At 53.0% G+C, this 16571-nt stretch carries 16 protein-coding genes and 4 tRNA genes; 17 read left to right on the top strand and 3 right to left on the bottom strand.

Going from position 1 to position 16571, the window contains the following annotated elements; all coding sequences use genetic code 11:
• The first annotated feature begins 74 nt into the window (after positions 1-74).
• The 4 genes from E5K02_RS12290 to nadD are packed head-to-tail and all read left to right on the top strand — an operon-like array spanning position 75 to position 2199.
• Positions 75-713, top strand: a complete 639-nt coding sequence (locus E5K02_RS12290; protein ID WP_100337257.1) for a sigma-70 family RNA polymerase sigma factor — start codon at positions 75-77, stop codon at positions 711-713.
• Between the two features lie 20 nt (positions 714-733).
• Positions 734-1024, top strand: a complete 291-nt coding sequence (locus E5K02_RS12285) for a hypothetical protein (protein ID WP_135395078.1) — start codon at positions 734-736, stop codon at positions 1022-1024.
• 9 nt (positions 1025-1033) lie between these two features.
• Positions 1034-1618: a guanylate kinase gene (gene gmk, locus E5K02_RS12280; RefSeq protein WP_135395077.1), complete on the top strand. Its 585-nt coding sequence runs from the start codon at positions 1034-1036 to the stop codon at positions 1616-1618.
• Positions 1615-2199: a nicotinate (nicotinamide) nucleotide adenylyltransferase gene (gene nadD / locus E5K02_RS12275; RefSeq protein ID WP_135395076.1), complete on the top strand. Its 585-nt coding sequence runs from the start codon at positions 1615-1617 to the stop codon at positions 2197-2199. The genes gmk and nadD overlap by 4 nt, the downstream gene beginning before the upstream one ends.
• Positions 2200-2269: 70 nt before the next feature.
• On the opposite strand, the gene frr is transcribed toward nadD, so the two are convergent.
• The 3 genes from frr to E5K02_RS12260 all read right to left on the bottom strand — a co-directional run bounded on the left by frr (position 2270) and on the right by E5K02_RS12260 (position 4329).
• Positions 2270-2833, bottom strand: coding sequence for a ribosome recycling factor (frr, locus tag E5K02_RS12270; RefSeq protein ID WP_135395075.1), 564 nt, complete (start codon positions 2831-2833; stop codon positions 2270-2272).
• 98 nt (positions 2834-2931) lie between these two features.
• Positions 2932-3717, bottom strand: coding sequence for a UMP kinase (gene pyrH, locus E5K02_RS12265; protein WP_135395074.1), 786 nt, complete (start codon positions 3715-3717; stop codon positions 2932-2934).
• 108 nt (positions 3718-3825) lie between these two features.
• Complete coding sequence (locus E5K02_RS12260; protein WP_135395073.1) at positions 3826-4329, bottom strand: acetyl-CoA carboxylase biotin carboxyl carrier protein subunit; 504 nt, start codon at positions 4327-4329, stop codon at positions 3826-3828.
• Between the two features lie 95 nt (positions 4330-4424).
• Between E5K02_RS12260 and E5K02_RS12255 the strand changes: the two genes are divergently transcribed.
• The 13 genes from E5K02_RS12255 (at position 4425) to rpoB (ending at position 16435) form a co-directional block, all read left to right on the top strand.
• Entirely contained in the window at positions 4425-7019 is a 2595-nt protein-coding gene (locus E5K02_RS12255) for a M1 family aminopeptidase (protein WP_135395072.1), read from the top strand.
• Between the two features lie 249 nt (positions 7020-7268).
• Positions 7269-7348: transfer RNA gene (locus E5K02_RS12250), tRNA-Tyr, on the top strand.
• Between the two features lie 71 nt (positions 7349-7419).
• A tRNA-Gly gene (locus E5K02_RS12245) sits at positions 7420-7492 on the top strand.
• A gap of 30 nt (positions 7493-7522) precedes the next feature.
• Positions 7523-7594 (top strand) — tRNA-Thr (locus tag E5K02_RS12240).
• Between the two features lie 169 nt (positions 7595-7763).
• Positions 7764-8951 carry an elongation factor Tu gene (tuf, locus tag E5K02_RS12235; protein ID WP_100337265.1) on the top strand — a complete coding sequence of 396 codons (1188 nt, stop codon included), beginning with the start codon at positions 7764-7766 and terminating at the stop codon, positions 8949-8951.
• A gap of 127 nt (positions 8952-9078) precedes the next feature.
• Positions 9079-9149 (top strand) — tRNA-Trp (locus tag E5K02_RS12230).
• A 52-nt stretch (positions 9150-9201) separates the two neighbouring features.
• Positions 9202-9396 (top strand): preprotein translocase subunit SecE, encoded by a 195-nt coding sequence (gene secE / locus E5K02_RS12225; RefSeq protein ID WP_100337266.1) that lies wholly within the window; start codon positions 9202-9204, stop codon positions 9394-9396.
• A 15-nt stretch (positions 9397-9411) separates the two neighbouring features.
• Positions 9412-9972 carry a transcription termination/antitermination protein NusG gene (gene nusG, locus E5K02_RS12220; RefSeq protein ID WP_100337267.1) on the top strand — a complete coding sequence of 187 codons (561 nt, stop codon included), beginning with the start codon at positions 9412-9414 and terminating at the stop codon, positions 9970-9972.
• A 188-nt stretch (positions 9973-10160) separates the two neighbouring features.
• Positions 10161-10604, top strand: coding sequence for a 50S ribosomal protein L11 (gene rplK / locus E5K02_RS12215; RefSeq protein WP_100337268.1), 444 nt, complete (start codon positions 10161-10163; stop codon positions 10602-10604).
• A 21-nt stretch (positions 10605-10625) separates the two neighbouring features.
• Positions 10626-11321 carry a 50S ribosomal protein L1 gene (gene rplA, locus E5K02_RS12210; protein ID WP_135395071.1) on the top strand — a complete coding sequence of 232 codons (696 nt, stop codon included), beginning with the start codon at positions 10626-10628 and terminating at the stop codon, positions 11319-11321.
• Between the two features lie 17 nt (positions 11322-11338).
• Positions 11339-11893: a 50S ribosomal protein L10 gene (gene rplJ / locus E5K02_RS12205; protein ID WP_135395070.1), complete on the top strand. Its 555-nt coding sequence runs from the start codon at positions 11339-11341 to the stop codon at positions 11891-11893.
• A 66-nt stretch (positions 11894-11959) separates the two neighbouring features.
• A complete protein-coding gene (rplL, locus tag E5K02_RS12200) occupies positions 11960-12340 on the top strand; it encodes a 50S ribosomal protein L7/L12 (protein ID WP_135395069.1) in 381 nt (126 codons plus the stop codon).
• Between the two features lie 204 nt (positions 12341-12544).
• Complete coding sequence (gene rpoB, locus E5K02_RS12195; RefSeq protein WP_394346420.1) at positions 12545-16435, top strand: DNA-directed RNA polymerase subunit beta; 3891 nt, start codon at positions 12545-12547, stop codon at positions 16433-16435.
• Positions 16436-16571: the final 136 nt, after the last annotated feature.

The raw sequence follows: 16571 nt of genomic DNA, 5'->3' as shown, positions 1-16571 counted from the left end.
ATTAGTATAACCTGTACATTTGTTTACACGGCTGCAATTTTTTAATCTAGCGTAGCCGCAATCTTTTACCGCCCATGAGCGATTCTCCCGAACGGGTTCCAAAATTGAGCAAAGAGGAAAAAGACCGCCGTTTTCAGGCGGAATTGATGCCTGTGCTCGATTCACTGTACAATTTTGCTTTCCGCCTTACTCTCGATGAAGACGATGCCAATGACCTCGTACAGGAGACCTATTTGAAGGCGTACCGCTTCTTTGAGTACTTCGAGCAGGGAACCAACGCCAAAGCCTGGCTGTTTCGCATCCTGAAAAATTCGTTTATCAACGACTTTCGGAAAAAGAGTAAGCAGCCCGCTAAAGTTGACTACAGCGAAATAGAGGGCTACTACAATACGGAAGACGTAGAGGCCGAAGGCGACGTGGGAAGCACGTCGTCGGACATGCGGCAGCAGGCCGTGCGCGACCTGATCGGGGATGAGGTGGCCAGTGCCCTGAATTCCCTGCCGGTTGACTTTCGAACTGTCATTATCCTGTGTGACCTGGAAGGGTTCACGTATGAGGAAATGGCGAAAGTTTTGGACATTCCAATCGGGACTGTTCGCTCCCGCTTGCATCGTGCACGCAATTTTTTGAAGGAAAAACTAGAAAAATACGCAAAATCAATGGGCTACGGTAACGATATCGATGGCTCTGATGTTGAGGACGAAAACGAATAAACTTTACACCGGGCTCGGTTATGGAAAACACTGCTACTACATCAACCAATCAGCAAGCTGCTTCTCAAGTGGAAGGGGCCGATTGTGAACGCGTGAATACAATTCTCGACCAAATCATCGTAGGCCAAGAGCCTAGCCTGGAAGACGAAGAGTACTTTGTCAGCCACGCCGAAGATTGCTCACCATGCTTTGATAGCATTGAGAAGCAGCAGATTTTCATCGACTTTTTGTCCCAGCATGTGGGGCGTAAGGGAGTACCAACTTCGCTTTCGCAAACAATTTTAGCGCGCGTTCAAGCAGAAATGGCCTAATTTTACCCCATGCAGGGTAAAATCATAGCTTTTTCGGCTCCTTCCGGCGCTGGTAAGACTACTATCGTTCACCGGCTCATGGACCAGATTCCGGAGCTGAGCTTTTCCATCTCGGCCTGTACCCGCGACAAGCGTGGTCGTACCGAAGCCAATGGTAAAGACTATTACTTCATTTCCGTCCAGGAATTCCAGGAAAAAATTCGTCACGACGAATTTGTTGAGTGGGAGGAAGTATACGAAGGCGCCTTTTATGGCACTCTCAAATCCGAGATTGAACGCATCTGGGAAAGCGGCAAGCATGCAATTCTCGATGTAGACGTGAAGGGTGGCCTCAGTATTAAGGAGTTCTACAAGGATCGGGCTTTAGCCATTTTCGTCAAGCCTCCGTCATTAGAGATTTTAGAAGAGCGCCTGCGTACTCGTGCTACCGATTCCGCATCCAGTATATCCGCTCGTCTCTACAAAGCCAACTTCGAGTTGACGTTTGAAGACCGGTTTGATGTAACAGTGGTGAACGATGACCTAGATCATGCCACTGAACAAGCTGCCAAGCTGGTGCGTGATTTTATTACCGCTGAGCCCGCTATTTTGTGAAGTCAGCACCGAAAATAGGGTTGCTCTTCGGCTCTTTCAACCCTATTCATACTGGGCACGTCATTTTAGCCCACTTCATGGCTACGCACACCGACCTCGATGCCGTATGGCTAGTCGTGTCGCCGCAGAGCCCCTTTAAAGTGGGGCAGGAGATGCTCAGTGAACTGGAGCGGTTCGAGTTGGTGAAATTGGCCATTCAGCACAACGAGCAGTTGCGGGCTTTGGATATCGAATTCGATATGCCCAAGCCTAGCTACACAATTGATACGCTGGACGAATTACACCGTCGCTACCCCGACCACAGCTTTGTGTTGCTGATGGGTGAAGACAACCTACCAGGCCTGCCCCGTTGGAAACAAGCCGACCGGATTTTGGCGGAATACGCGGTATACGTTTACCCACGGCCCGGAGTAGATGCCACTGACGTAAACGCCCATCCCGGAGTACAGGTGGTGGAAGCCCCGCTGCTGGATATATCGGCCACATTCATCCGCGACTGCGTGCACACTGGAAAGTCAATTCGTTACTTGGTGCCCGAAGCGGTGGAAGCCCAGATTCTGGCCAAAGGCTTCTGGCGTTAACAATATCTATCAAGCAAAAAGCCCCGACAGGTTTCTGTCGGGGCTTTTTCGTGTGCACTAAAATTGCTAATCAGATGGTCATGATTTCCGCTTCCTTCTTGCTAAGCAAGTCGTCTACTTTACTGATATAAGAGTCAGTGGCTTTTTGCACTTTGGCTTCGGCATCTTTCACGGCATCTTCGGCGGCGCCGTCTTTCAGCAGCTTGCGAAGCGAGTCATTGACATCCTTACGGATACCGCGGATGCGTACTTTGCCCGATTCGGCTTCGGTTTTGGCCTGCTTTACCAGGTCGCGACGGCGCTCCTCGGTCATAGGCGGAATGTTCAGACGCACACCCTCGGCATCCGACTGCGGATTCAGGCCCAGGTCACTGTTCTTAATAGCCTTGGCTACTTCAGCAATGATGTTTTTCTCCCAGGGCTTAATAAAGATGGTGCGGGCATCGGGAGTAGAGATATTCGCTACTTGGCTAACCGGCGTGGGAGTGCCATAGTAATCCACCCGCAGGCCATCCAGCATGGCAGGCGACGCTTTACCGGCCCGGATGCGGCTCATCTCGAGGCTGGTGTGCTGCAGCGACTTGCCCATCGACTCTTCGGCTTCGCTGAGGTAAAACTGAATTTCTTCGTCCACTTTTGAAAGGTTGAGTGTTGAATGTTGGAGATTAAATAACAGAAATGCTGGGAGTCGAATGAAAGAGTCCTCATTCAACTTCCAGCATTCAAAAGTTCTTAGGCTTGCTCAGTAGGGGTAGTCAGGGAAGGTTGTAGGGCACTGTGCTTCGCATCGGGCTTTGGCGCTTTCGAACCGCTCATCGAAACCCGGGTACCTACCGTTTCACCCTCAATCAGGCGCTGTAGGTTGCCGGCTTTGTTCATGTCGAATACGATGATGGGCAGATTATTCTCCTTGCAGAGGGTGAAGGCCGTCATGTCCATTACGTTGAGGTTCTTCTCCATTACCTCATCGAACGTAATTTCGGGGTACCGGGTGGCCGTCGGATCTTTTTCCGGGTCGGCGGTATAGATGCCATCCACGCGCGTACCCTTCAGGACTACGTCGGCTTCAATTTCGATGGCGCGCAGTGACGCTGCCGAGTCGGTTGTGAAATAAGGCGAGCCAATGCCTGCTCCAAAGATGACGACCCGGCCTTTTTCCAGGTGGCGCAGGGCCCGCCGGCGGATATAGGGCTCACATACCCGCTGGATAGTGACGCCGGAGAGCAGACGGGTGTTGACGTTGAGTTTTTCCAAGGCACTTTGCAAAGCCATCGAGTTGATGACCGTTGCCAGCATGCCCATGTAGTCGCCCTGTACCCGGTCTAAGCCAAAGGCTTCGGCTTGAACTCCCCGGAAGATATTGCCCCCGCCAATGACCACTGCTACCTGGGTACCGGTCGCGGCGGCCGTCTTGATTTCCTCGGCATATTGCATCAGGCGGGCCGCATCAATACCATATTGCTGCTGGCCCATCAGGGCCTCACCGCTCAGTTTCAGCAGAATTCGGTTGTACTTCAAAGGGAGAGGGATTAAGCGTGAATACGTTGATTGTCGGAAGTGAACAAGCTGTGTGCCTACAACACTCGTAGCCAGGGTATACTACCCAACAACGAACTGGTTAAAAACTTAACTGAATTGAATCAGTACCTGGCCCTTATTGACATTGTCACGGAGCCCAACTTTAATGGTACTTACGACGCCATCCGTAGGAGCTTTGAGAATATTTTCCATTTTCATGGCTTCCAATACAAGTAATGGGTCACCTTTCTGCACCGCCTGGCCGGCCTCCACGCGAATGGCAACAATAAGCCCGGGCATGGGAGCTTTGAGTTCATTCACTTTGCTGGCCGCGGCATTGCTCATGCCTAGCTTATCCAGCAGCAAATCGAAACGGTCTTTGGCTTGCAGTTCGATAAGCTGGCCGTTCAGCTTCAGAACAAATGTTTTGGCCGTGTAATCAGCACTGATTACCTCCGCCGAATAAGAACGGCCCTCATGTAGTAAATGGTAGCGGCCATTGCCAAGCGAAACCAAGTCCCAAACAAATGGCTCACCATTGACGAGGGTCGAGCCAGTGGGGCGATAGTCAATATCCCAGGTCTGATTGGATCCGGTGCGTACCTGTAGCATAGAGTGGGGGCAGATGGGCGGAAAAGGGCTTAAAGATAGGCCAAATCTGAAATATTTTCGGAACTTTAGCCCACTTACCCCTATTGCCACTCTGCATGAAATATTCGGTCCTCGGCATTATTGGCCTGGTCCTTACGTCCCATCTGACTGCTCCGGCCCAAACCGTGAAAACGGTCAAACCGTCTTCGGAGAAGCCTGCGGTACGCAAGAAAACTACGCCTGCGGCCGAACTGCCCGCTACGGAGTCTGCTTCGAGTACCATCATCGTACCTTCTTGGTTGCCACCGACTAATCCCGTTCAGCCGGCTGCCACTATCCTAACCGACCTGCTTGATACCAAGCTCGATGTCCGGTTCGATTGGGCCAAGCAATGGCTGCTGGGTACGGCTTCCCTGACACTGCGTCCGCACTTCTATCCCCAGGGCCAAGTTGTGCTGGACGCGAAAGGCTTTGACATTAAAAGTGTCCGCCTCGTAACTGCTGGTAAGGAAAAAAACCTGAACTATAGCTACGACAAGCGCAAAATCACCGTCAACCTAGACCGGCAGTATACCCGCACCGAGCCTTATCAAATCCGGATTAGCTATACGGCTAAGCCTAATGAATTGGAAGCCGGGGGTAGCGCCGCAATTACGGGCAACAAAGGCCTGTACTTTATCAACCCGTTAGGCACGGAGAAAAACAAGCCCAAGCAGATCTGGACCCAAGGCGAGACGGAGGCCAATTCCTGCTGGTTTCCCACCATCGACAAGCCTAACCAGCGCATGACGCAGGAAATTGCCATGACCGTGGATGCGCAGTACAAGACGCTATCCAATGGCCTGCTAATTTCCTCGAAGAAAAATGCCGATGGTACCCGTACCGATGTATGGAAGCAAAGTCTGCCAGCCGCGCCTTATCTGACGATGATGGCCGTAGGAGACTTTGCCGTCGTCAACGACTCTTGGCACGGCAAGGCCGTTGATTATTATGTCGAGCCTAAATTTCAGAGTACTGCTAAAACCATTTTTGGCAATACGCCGGCTATGATGGATTTCTTTTCCAAAAAGCTTGGCGTGGAATTTCCCTGGGAGAAATATGCTCAGGTCTCCATTCGCGACTTTGTTTCGGGAGCTATGGAAAATACGTCTGCTACTACCATCCGCCAGGAGTGGACCCAGCTCACGCCCCGCGAAATGCTGGATAAGACGTACATCACCGAAGGCACTATTGCCCACGAGTTGTTTCACCAGTGGTTTGGCGATTATGTAACGGCCGAATCATGGTCTAACCTTACGCTGAACGAAGCTTTTGCTGATTATTCAGAGTTACTCTGGGCCGAGCATAAGTATGGCGCCGACGCGGCCGACTTAGTGCAGCAAGAAAAGGTAATGCAGTATTTGAGCGAAGCTGACAGCAAACGGGAGCCGCTGATTCGCTACCGCTACGCTGAGCGGGAAGATATGTTCGACCGCCACTCCTACGACAAAGGCGGCCGGGTACTGCACATGTTACGCAAGCATGTCGGCGACGATGCCTTCTTCGCTTCCTTGAACCGTTATCTGACGACCAACAAGTTCTCAACCTCGGAAATAGCTAAGCTGCGGATTGCTTTCGAGGAGACGACCGGGGAGGACCTAATGTGGTTTTTCGACCAGTGGTTCTTGCAACGGGGGCACCCCGAATTGCGCGTAACCCATTCGTATGCCAATGGGCAGGTAACTATGCGGGTACAGCAAGTGCAAGACTCTACGTTTACACCCATTTACCGGCTGCCGGTTACTGTTACAACCTGGATCAATAAGCAGGCGACAGACACGCGCTTAGTTATAACGAAAGCAGACCAAACCTTCCAGTGGGCCGCTCCGCAGCGCCCCAACCTCGTTAAGTTTGATTCCGAAGGGCAGTTGCTGGCCAAAACTCAGGAAGAGCGCACGCAGGACGAGTTGTTGTTTCAGTATTACAATGCCCGCAATTATCTTCAGAAATATGAAGCCATTGATGGGCTTCGCAATAAAGTAGGAGACTTGGCAGTGAGTGGCATGCTTCGTAACGCACTCAACGATAACTTCTGGGCAGTCCGCAATGCCGCCTTGGAGGCCTTACGTAAGTACAAAGGGCCTGAGGGCAATGCAGTTCGCAATGATATTAAGCGAGTGGCTGCTACTGATGTAAAAAGCCAAGTTCGGGCCACTGCGCTTAGCACCCTTTCTACTTTCCCGAACGAGGATTTTGGCGACGTCTACAGTGTTGCCCTCAACGACAGCTCCTACTTGGTTGCCGGCGCCGCCATCACTGCCTTGACCAAGGCCCCAACCGTGGGTACCCGGGACCGAATTAATGCACTGCAGGAAACCTCCAGCACGACGATTCTAAATGCGCTGGCTAATTATTACTCCCTCAACGGCAACCTTGATCAGTATCCTTGGTTCCTGCGCCGTTTGAACGATGTACCCGAAGAGGATCTGTACAACTACCTACAGCACTTCGGAACCTTAATGACTCGCATTCCTCCCATCGAGCGGGAAAAAGGCATTCAAAAGCTTGAAACGTTAGCTCGGACCCACCGAAACTACGCTGTAAAGCTAGGTGCCTACCGTGCTTTGAATACCCTTGTCGCAAGCACACCGAGTTTGAAACCGGTGTTACAGGATATCAAGGCCAAAGAAAAGGACACGCAGTTAAAAGCTTTCTACAGCTTGCTTCAATAAATTTTTAATAAAAAAAAGAGGTCATTTAGCGGGGGAGTTTGAAGCGTTAGTGCTCCCAAATCAGCCTCTTAGCCTCTCAAATGCGGAAAAGTCAGGCTTGCGGACAGAAAAATATTACAACGATTTTTGCCCGTAAGCTTGACTTGCATCAGAAAGTGCCTAATTTTGCAACTCCTTTAGCAACCACCCCACTTTTAAGGGGTAGCATAAAGGAACAAACTCAGTGCAATCGGCACTGAAAAACTAACTGGGGGTATCGCATAGCGGCAATTGCGGGTGACTGTAACTCACCTCCTTCGGGTTCATAGGTTCGAGTCCTGTTACCCCCACAGTAAGTGAAACGTTGAAATAGAGGTTCGATAAAGTTCTGCATCGAACCTCTATTTTGAAGCTCACAAATGCGGGAGTAGCTCAGTTGGTAGAGCGGCAGCCTTCCAAGCTGCAGGTCGCGGGTTCGAACCTCGTCTCCCGCTCTAAAGTAAATCCCGAGTACAACAGAATAAGCCGTTTTAGCTCAGTGGTAGAGCACTTCCTTGGTAAGGAAGAGGTCATGGGTTCAAATCCCATAAATGGCTCACATTACATTACAAATACCGACGGAGCAGCGCGACTGCACTGTTTGGATCTGACAAACAGGTAAAGCGACGTGCAGGCCCTAGGTGGAGCTGCGTTTCGCTTTCTTGTAGTATAGCTCAGTCGCGTTTTAGTCTCATCCCCACAAAATCTCCTCTTAATCTCTTTACAATGGCCAAAGAAAATTTTGATCGTTCCAAGCCGCACGTGAACATCGGTACGATCGGGCACGTCGACCACGGCAAAACCACCCTGACTGCTGCTATCACCACGGTACTGGCGAACAAAGGTTTGGCTGCTAAGCGTGACTTCTCTTCGATCGACAATGCTCCCGAAGAAAAAGAGCGTGGTATCACCATCAACACCGCTCACGTAGAGTACGCTACCGAAAACCGTCACTACGCTCACGTTGACTGCCCCGGTCACGCTGACTATGTGAAGAACATGGTAACGGGTGCTGCCCAGATGGACGGCGCTATCCTCGTAGTAGCTGCTACCGACGGCCCGATGCCCCAGACCCGTGAGCACATCCTGCTGGCTCGCCAGGTAGGTGTACCTCAGCTGGTCGTGTTCATGAACAAAGTGGACATGGTGGATGACCCCGAGCTGCTCGAGCTGGTGGAAATGGAAATCCGCGAACTGCTCTCGTTCTACGACTTCGACGGCGACAACATCCCCGTTATCCAGGGTTCGGCTCTGGGCGGCCTGAATGGCGATGCCAACTGGGTTCCCAAGATCGAAGAACTGATGGACGCTGTTGACTCGTTCATTCCGATTCCTGCCCGTCTGACCGACCTGCCCTTCCTGATGCCCGTAGAGGACGTATTCTCTATCACGGGTCGTGGTACGGTAGCTACCGGCCGTATCGAGCGTGGTATCATCAACTCGGGTGAGCAGGTTGACATCCTCGGCATGGGTGCTGAAGGTCTGAAGTCGACCGTAACCGGTGTTGAGATGTTCCGCAAGATCCTCGACCGTGGCGAAGCTGGTGACAACGTAGGTCTGCTGCTCCGTGGTATTGAAAAAGAAGCCATCCGTCGTGGTATGGTTATCTGCAAGCCCGGCTCGGTAACTCCTCACCAGAAGTTCAAAGCTGAGGTGTACGTACTGTCGAAAGAAGAAGGTGGCCGTCACACGCCCTTCTTCAACAACTACCGTCCCCAGTTCTACCTGCGTACCACGGACGTTACCGGTATCATCACCCTCCCAGAAGGTGTTGAAATGGTAATGCCCGGTGACAACATCACCATCCAGGTTGAGCTGATCAACAAGGTGGCCATGGAGAAAGGTCTGCGTTTCGCTATCCGCGAAGGTGGCCGTACGGTAGGTGCTGGTCAGGTAACTGAAATCCTCGACTAGTTTCTACTGGATATCCAGTAAATCAAGACAATCCGCCTCTGATTTTTTCAGGGGCGGATTTGTTTTGTATAAAGAGTTCAGTACATTTGCAGTCCCAATCCGGCTTTACTAGGAAAGGGACGCATCCACGGGCGTAGTTCAAGGGTAGAATAGAGGTCTCCAAAACCTTTGATGGGAGTTCGAATCTCTCCGCCCGTGCAAGATTGGTTACGGAGAAGTAACCGCAGTAGTTAAAGCCAAAACCGGCACCATGAGCAAGCTGACGAAATATTTCCGCGATACCACGGAGGAGATGCGTTACAAAGTAACGTGGTCTTCTTTTGAGGAACTGCAGAAGAGTGCCGGTCTGGTGCTCATCGGTTCGCTCGTGTTTGCCGCCGTGGTAGGCATTATGGACGTTGTGTTCAATAAGAGCCTCGAAGCGTTTTACAACTCATTCCGTTAATCGAATTCAGTAGAGATGGGAGAGTTGAAGTGGTACGTGGTGCGCTCGGTTAGCGGCCAGGAGAAAAAAGCCAAGCAGTACTTGGAAACCGAAATTGGCCGGCATGGCCTTTCGGATTTGGTTCCCCAAGTGCTGATTCCGGCCGAGAAGGTTTACGAGATGCGCAACGGCAAGAAGCGCGTTCGGGAGCGGAACTTCTTCCCCGGCTACATCCTGATTCACGCTGACCTTACCCACGGCGAAGTTGACCACATTATTACCAGCACCCCGGGCGTAATTGGTTTTCTGAGCGACAAGGAAGGCAAGAGCACCAACACCAAGCCGATTCCGCTGCGCCTGTCCGAAGTAAACCGGATCTTGGGCATTGTCGACGAAGCTGAAGAAGAAACGGCCAGCCTCGAAACGCCTTTTGTGGTAGGTGAGCTGGTGAAAGTTGTCGATGGAGCCTTCAGCGGCTTCTCCGGCAACGTTTCGGAAGTATTCGAAGAGCGCAAGAAGCTCAACGTAATCGTGAAAATATTTGGCCGTAGCACGCCCATGGAGCTGAGCTACACCCAGGTCGAGAAAGAATCATAAGCCAGACAGTACCAGACGAGAGCGTAGAAGTAGGAGAGTCCTCCTGTTTCTACGCTCTCTGATCTAACTTCTGCAAAGAACGTCGTCGGTTATTCGCTCTGAGCCGGCGGGGCTTCCACTAGAGCACACATAAAATAAAACGGAGGGCTGCTTGTGTTACGACATACAGCCCGAAGCCTTTCAAACCAATGGCCAAAGAAATTAGAGGTTATCTGAAGCTTCAGATAAAGGGAGGCGCTGCGAACCCCTCGCCGCCGGTTGGACCTGCACTTGGTAGCAAAGGCCTTAACATCATGGAGTTCTGCAAGCAGTTCAACGCTCGCACCCAGGATAAGGCCGGCCAAGTATGTCCCGTATTGATCACCATGTACACCGACAAGTCGTTTGACTTCGTGGTGAAAACCCCTCCGGCGCCAGTAATGCTGCTGGAAGCTGCCAAGCTCCAGGGTGGTTCGAAAGAGCCTAACCGGAACAAGGTAGGTTCGGTTACGTGGGACCAGATCCGCACCATCGCCGAAGTGAAAATGCCCGACTTGAACGCCTTCCAGGTGGAGTCGGCCATGAAGCAGGTGGCAGGTACGGCCCGCAGCATGGGTATTACCATCAAGGGCGATTCTCCCTTTGCTGAATAACTTTAAAGGAGAAGAAAACTGATGGCACAAGTTAGCAAAAAGCGCAAGGAAGCCCTTGCCAAACACGACCTGACGCAGGTACGCAACCTTGTTGAGGCAGCCAAAGTGGTGAAGGACATTACCTACACCAAGTTTGACGCTTCCGTTGACATCGACGTACGTCTGGGCGTTGACCCCCGCAAAGCCGACCAGATGGTTCGTGGCGTCGCCACGCTGCCCCACGGTACCGGCAAAACCGTACGCGTTCTGGCTCTGGTTACTCCCGACAAGGAGGCCGAAGCTACCGCTGCCGGCGCTGATTTCGTAGGCTTGGACGACTACATCTCGAAAATCGAGAAAGGCTGGACCGACATCGACGTGATTATCACGATGCCGTCGGTAATGGCTAAAGTAGGTCGCCTGGGTCGCGTACTTGGTCCCCGTGGTCTGATGCCGAACCCCAAGTCGGGTACGGTTACGACCGACGTGGCCAAGGCAGTGCAGGAAGTGAAGGCTGGTAAAATCGACTTCAAAGTTGACAAAACCGGTATCATTCACACCAGCATCGGCAAAGTGTCTTTTGATGACCAGAAGCTGGCTGAAAACGCCATCGAAGTAATCCAGACGCTCCAGCGTTTGAAGCCTTCGTCGGCTAAAGGCACCTACATCAAGAGCATCACGCTGAGCAGCACGATGAGCCCCGCCGTTCCGGTTGACACCACGGTTACTTCCGCTTAATTCACAATCAAGACGATATGACCCGGGAAGAAAAACAAGCCCTCGTCGACGAGTTGAGCGAAAAGTTTCAATCGCACAACGCGTTCTACATTACCGATGCTTCGGGAATGTCGGTGGCGAAAATCAACGAATTCCGCCGGTTGTGCTTCAACCGTGGCCTGGAGTTCAAAGTGTACAAGAACACGCTGATCCGCAAAGCCCTCGATACGCTGGGTACGGACACGGCTGAACTGGACGCAGCGCTGAAAAGCCAGTCGGGTGTACTGTTCTCGAAAGAGGCTGGCAACGCTCCCGGCAAACTGCTGAAGGACTTCTATAAGGCGCAGAACTACGGCAAGAACGTAGAGCCCAAGCCTGCTCTGAAGGGTGCTTACATCGACGCCAGCATCTACCTGGGTGCTAACCAGCTCGAGACGCTGAGCACGCTGAAAGGCAAAAACGAGCTTATCGGTGAAGTCATCGGTCTGCTCCAGTCGCCCGCCAAGAACGTTATCAGCGCTCTGTCGAGCGGTGGCAACAAGCTGGCCGGCATCCTCAAGACGCTTTCCGAAAAAGAAGAGGCGGCTGCTTAATTGCCCCTACCTTTTTCTCCCTAAATCAAATTCAACAACCCCCTCTTTTTTTAACAATCTACAGAAATGGCAGATTTGAAAGCATTCGCTGAGCAGCTCGTTAACCTGACGGTGAAAGAAGTAAACGAACTGGCTACTATCCTGAAGGACGAGTATGGCATCGAGCCTGCTGCTGCTGCTCCCGTAATGGTAGCTGGTGGTGGCGCTGGTGCTGCTGCTGACGCTCCCGAGGAGAAGACGTCGTTCGACGTAATCCTGAAGTCGGCTGGCGCAAGCAAGCTGGCCGTAGTTAAGCTGGTGAAAGACCTGACCGGTCTGGGCCTGAAAGAAGCCAAAGAACTGGTTGACGGTGCTCCCAAGCCCCTGAAAGAAGGTGTTGCTAAAGACGAGGCTGAAGGCCTGAAGAAGCAACTGGAAGAAGCCGGCGCTGAAGTAGAAGTTAAGTAAGCTGCCCCGCGCTTTTTCTCATACAAATAAGGATAGGCCTGGCAACTAAGCCAGGTCTTTTCCTGTTTGTAGGCTACGATCTTTACCAGATTGCCCCCAGACGCCGCATTGCGGCTTTTTGTGCCTACGGGTAACGGACGAGGGCGCGGCAGGGTTTGCCGATAGTTTAGTACGCTTCAGTGTCCATTTTTAACCTTCAACGCATTGGCTACACCGAAAGCACAGGCTTTGCAGAAAGCCGACGAGCGAATCAATTTCGCCAAGATTAAGAAAGTTATCGAGTATCCGGATTTCCTGGACGTGCAGGTTCGCTCGTTCATGGATTTCTTCCAGTTGGAGACGGCGGCCGAAAGCCGCACCGACGAAGGCCTGTTTAAGGTATTCGCCGAGAACTTCCCCATCTCGGATTCCCGCGAGAACTTTGTACTGCAGTTCATGGACTACCACGTCGATCCGCCGAAGTATTCGGTTGACGAGTGCATCGACCGTGGTCTGACGTATTCGGTTCCGCTGAAAGCCAAGTTGCGCCTGATCTGTAACGATACGGACAACGAGGATTTCGAAACGATTGAGCAGGAAGTGTTCCTGGGGAACATCCCCTACATGACCGAAAAGGGCTCGTTCGTGATTAACGGGGCAGAGCGCGTTATCGTTTCGCAGCTGCACCGTTCGCCCGGCGTGTTCTTTGCCCAGAGCAAGCACACCAACGGCACCAAGCTGTATTCGGCCCGTATTATTCCGTTCAAAGGCTCGTGGATTGAATTTGCCACGGACGTGAACAACGTGATGTACGCTTACATCGACCGGAAGAAGAAATTCCCGGTTACCACGCTGCTGCGCGCCATCGGCTACGGCACCGACAAAGACATTCTGGACCTGTTCGGGCTGTCGGAAGAGGTGAAGGCTGAGAAGAAGGCTTTGAAGAAAGCCGTTGGCCGTAAGCTGGCTGCCCGGGTGCTGCGCACCTGGACTGAAGACTTCGTGGACGAGGATACCGGGGAAGTGGTATCTATCGACCGGAACGAAGTGCTGCTGGAGCGCGACTCGACCATCGAGGAAGAGGACATCGACACCATCCTGAATGCTGGCGCCAAGTCGGTCATTCTGCACCGCGAAAATGTGAACATTGCGGACTTCGCAATCATTTACAACACGCTGCAGAAAGACAACTCCAACTCGGAGAAGGAAGCTGTTGAGCAGATCTACCGTCAGCTCCGGAACACGGAAGCTCCCGATGAAGAAACTGCTCGTGACATCATCCAAAAGCTGTTTTTCTCGGATAAGCGCTACGACCTCGGGGACGTAGGCCGCTACCGTATCAATAAGAAGCTGGGCCTCGACAAGAACTGGGAAGCTCGGGTACTGACCAACGAGGACATTGTGCTCATCGTGAAGTACCTGATCGGCCTGATCAACTCGAAGGCAGTAGTCGACGACATTGACCACTTGTCGAACCGTCGGGTTCGGACCGTAGGCGAGCAGCTGTACGCCCAGTTTGGCGTCGGCCTAGCCCGTATGGCGCGTACCATCAAGGAGCGCATGAACGTGCGTGACAACGAGGACTTCAAGCCCGTTGACCTGATTAACGCCCGGACGCTGTCGTCGGTAATCAACTCGTTCTTCGGCACCAACCAGTTGTCGCAGTTCATGGACCAGACCAACCCGCTGGCCGAGGTGACGCACAAGCGTCGCGTATCGGCTCTGGGGCCGGGAGGTCTGTCGCGCGAGCGGGCTGGTTTCGAAGTGCGAGACGTTCACTACACCCACTACGGCCGCCTCTGCACCATCGAAACGCCGGAAGGACCGAACATTGGTCTGATTTCGTCACTGTGCGTGCACGCCCGCGTGAACTCGATGGGCTTCATCGAAACGCCCTACCGCACGGTAGAGAGCGGCAAGGTGGATACCAGCTCGAACGTAAAATACCTGACCGCCGAAGAAGAAGATACCCACCACATTGCCCAGGCTAACGCCCGCATCGATGAGAACGGTAACTTCATCAACGAGCTGGTAAAAGGTCGTTTCGAAGGTGACTTCCCCGTGGTAGGTCCCGACGAGTACAGCTACATGGACGTAGCCCCGAACCAGATTGTATCGGTGGCTGCTTCGCTGATTCCGTTCCTGGAGCACGACGACGCCAACCGTGCCCTGATGGGTTCGAACATGCAACGTCAGGCCGTACCGCTGCTCCGTCCGCAGGCGCCCATCGTGGGCACCGGCTTGGAAGGCCGTACCGCTATTGACTCGCGTGCGCTGGTAGTAGCCGAAGGTGACGGGGTTATCGACTACGTTGACGCCAACAAGATCGTCGTGAAGTACGATCTGACCGAGGACGACATTCTGGTGAGCTTTGACGCCGAGCGGGTTTCCTATGACCTGATCAAGTTCCGTCGGACCAACCAGGATACCTGCATCAACCTGACCCCCATCGTGAAGCGCGGTCAGCGCGTAACGAAAGGTCAGCCGCTGTGCGAAGGCTACGGCACCAACAACGGTGAGCTGGCCCTGGGTCGTAACATGCAGGTGGCTTTCATGCCCTGGCAGGGTTACAACTTCGAGGATGCCATTGTTATTTCGGAGCGCGTTGTTCGCGACGACATCTTCACCTCGATTCACATTGAGGAGTTCGAACTCGAAGTGCGGGAAACCAAGCGTGGCGAGGAAGAGCTGACGTCGGAAATTCCGAACGTAAGCGAAGAAGCCGTGCGCAACCTCGACGACAACGGTATCATCCGTCTGGGTGCTGAGGTGAAGGAAGGCGACATTCTGATCGGTAAAATCACGCCCAAGGGCGAGACGGACCCGACTCCGGAAGAGAAGCTGCTCCGCGCCATCTTCGGTGACAAAGCCGGCGATGTGAAAGATGCCTCGCTTAAGGCGCCACCATCCCTGAACGGGGTTGTAATCGGCACCAAGCTGTTCTCGCGTCCGAAGAAAGACAAAAACCTGCGGGCCAAGTCGAAGAAGGAAGTAGAAGAGTTGAAGGATTCCTACGCTAAGGAACTCCGCGGGGTGAAAGCCGTGATGATCGACAAGCTGGTGCAGCTGCTGGAAGGCAAGACGTCGCAAGGCGTGAAGCACAAGTTTGGCGACGAAATCCTGACCAAGGGTGTGAAATTTGGTAAGAAGAACATCACCGATGCCCTCTTCCCCGACAAGAACCCTTACAAGGACGAGAGCAACTACGCCGTACCGGAAGAGGTGAACATGTTCAAGGACCTGATCCTGGAGAACTGGACCGCCGACGAGAAAGTGAACGGCATGCTGCTGCAACTGGTGAAAAACTACACCAAGCGCCGCAACACCATCACGGCTCGTTTCAAGCGTGACCGGTTTACCCTGGAAGTAGGGGATGAGCTACCCGCCGGTATCGTACAGCTGGCCAAAGTCTACATCGCCAAGAAGCGCAAGCTGAAGGTGGGTGATAAAATGGCCGGTCGTCACGGTAACAAGGGTGTGGTAGCCCGCATCGTGCGCGATGAGGATATGCCTTTCCTGGCCGACGGTACGCCGATGGACATCGTGCTCAACCCGCTGGGTGTACCAAGCCGGATGAACATCGGTCAGATCTACGAAACCGTACTAGGCTGGGCCGGCCTCAAGCTGGGCCGCACCTACGCTACCCCGATTTTCGACGGTGCTACCGAAGAGGAAGTATCGAAGGAACTGGCGGAAGCCGGTCTGCCCCACTTCGGCCGCTCGTACCTGCACGACGGTCTGACCGGTCAGCAGTTCGACCAGCCGGTAACGGTAGGCGTGATTTACATGCTGAAGCTTGGTCACCTTGTCGACGACAAGATGCACGCCCGCTCCATCGGTCCGTACTCCCTCATCACGCAGCAGCCGCTGGGTGGTAAGGCCCAGTTCGGTGGTCAGCGCTTCGGTGAAATGGAAGTGTGGGCCCTGGAAGCCTTCGGTGCGTCGAACGTGCTGCAGGAAATCCTGACCGTGAAGTCGGACGACGTGATTGGTCGGGCCAAGGCCTACGAAGCCATTGTAAAAGGCGACGTTCTGCCCAAGCCGAATATCCCCGAGTCATTCAACGTACTCATCCACGAGTTGCGCGGTCTGGCCCTGGAAATCACGCTTGACTAAAGCCACTTAGAAATTAGGAGTTGTTGGTACCCCGGTATCGGCAACTCCTATTTCGGGCTTTATACGATAGATAATACCGCGGATCGGGCAACCGATACCAACTGCGGCCGGCGTCGTTCCGAGATATGGTCAGAAC

Origin of the sequence: Hymenobacter metallicola (assembly GCF_004745645.1) — a bacterium.
Lineage (GTDB): Bacteria > Bacteroidota > Bacteroidia > Cytophagales > Hymenobacteraceae > Hymenobacter > Hymenobacter metallicola.
The sequence above is the reverse complement of the archived record's forward strand: the minus strand, read 5'-3'. Positions and strand labels throughout refer to the sequence as shown.

What these genes read in the sequence shown, in the direction of transcription:
- rplJ (WP_135395070.1), top strand. Translation starts at nt 11,339, where the DNA reads ATGACCCGGGAAGAAAAACAAGCCCTCGTCGACGAGTTGAGCGAAAAG.
- nusG (WP_100337267.1), top strand. Translation starts at nt 9,412, where the DNA reads ATGGGAGAGTTGAAGTGGTACGTGGTGCGCTCGGTTAGCGGCCAGGAG.
- tuf (WP_100337265.1), top strand. Translation starts at nt 7,764, where the DNA reads ATGGCCAAAGAAAATTTTGATCGTTCCAAGCCGCACGTGAACATCGGT.
- rplA (WP_135395071.1), top strand. Translation starts at nt 10,626, where the DNA reads ATGGCACAAGTTAGCAAAAAGCGCAAGGAAGCCCTTGCCAAACACGAC.
- E5K02_RS12290 (WP_100337257.1), top strand. Translation starts at nt 75, where the DNA reads ATGAGCGATTCTCCCGAACGGGTTCCAAAATTGAGCAAAGAGGAAAAA.
- E5K02_RS12255 (WP_135395072.1), top strand. Translation starts at nt 4,425, where the DNA reads ATGAAATATTCGGTCCTCGGCATTATTGGCCTGGTCCTTACGTCCCAT.
- E5K02_RS12260 (WP_135395073.1), bottom strand. Translation starts at nt 4,329, where the DNA reads ATGCTACAGGTACGCACCGGATCCAATCAGACCTGGGATATTGACTAT.
- secE (WP_100337266.1), top strand. Translation starts at nt 9,202, where the DNA reads ATGAGCAAGCTGACGAAATATTTCCGCGATACCACGGAGGAGATGCGT.
- E5K02_RS12285 (WP_135395078.1), top strand. Translation starts at nt 734, where the DNA reads ATGGAAAACACTGCTACTACATCAACCAATCAGCAAGCTGCTTCTCAA.
- rplL (WP_135395069.1), top strand. Translation starts at nt 11,960, where the DNA reads ATGGCAGATTTGAAAGCATTCGCTGAGCAGCTCGTTAACCTGACGGTG.
- gmk (WP_135395077.1), top strand. Translation starts at nt 1,034, where the DNA reads ATGCAGGGTAAAATCATAGCTTTTTCGGCTCCTTCCGGCGCTGGTAAG.
- rplK (WP_100337268.1), top strand. Translation starts at nt 10,161, where the DNA reads ATGGCCAAAGAAATTAGAGGTTATCTGAAGCTTCAGATAAAGGGAGGC.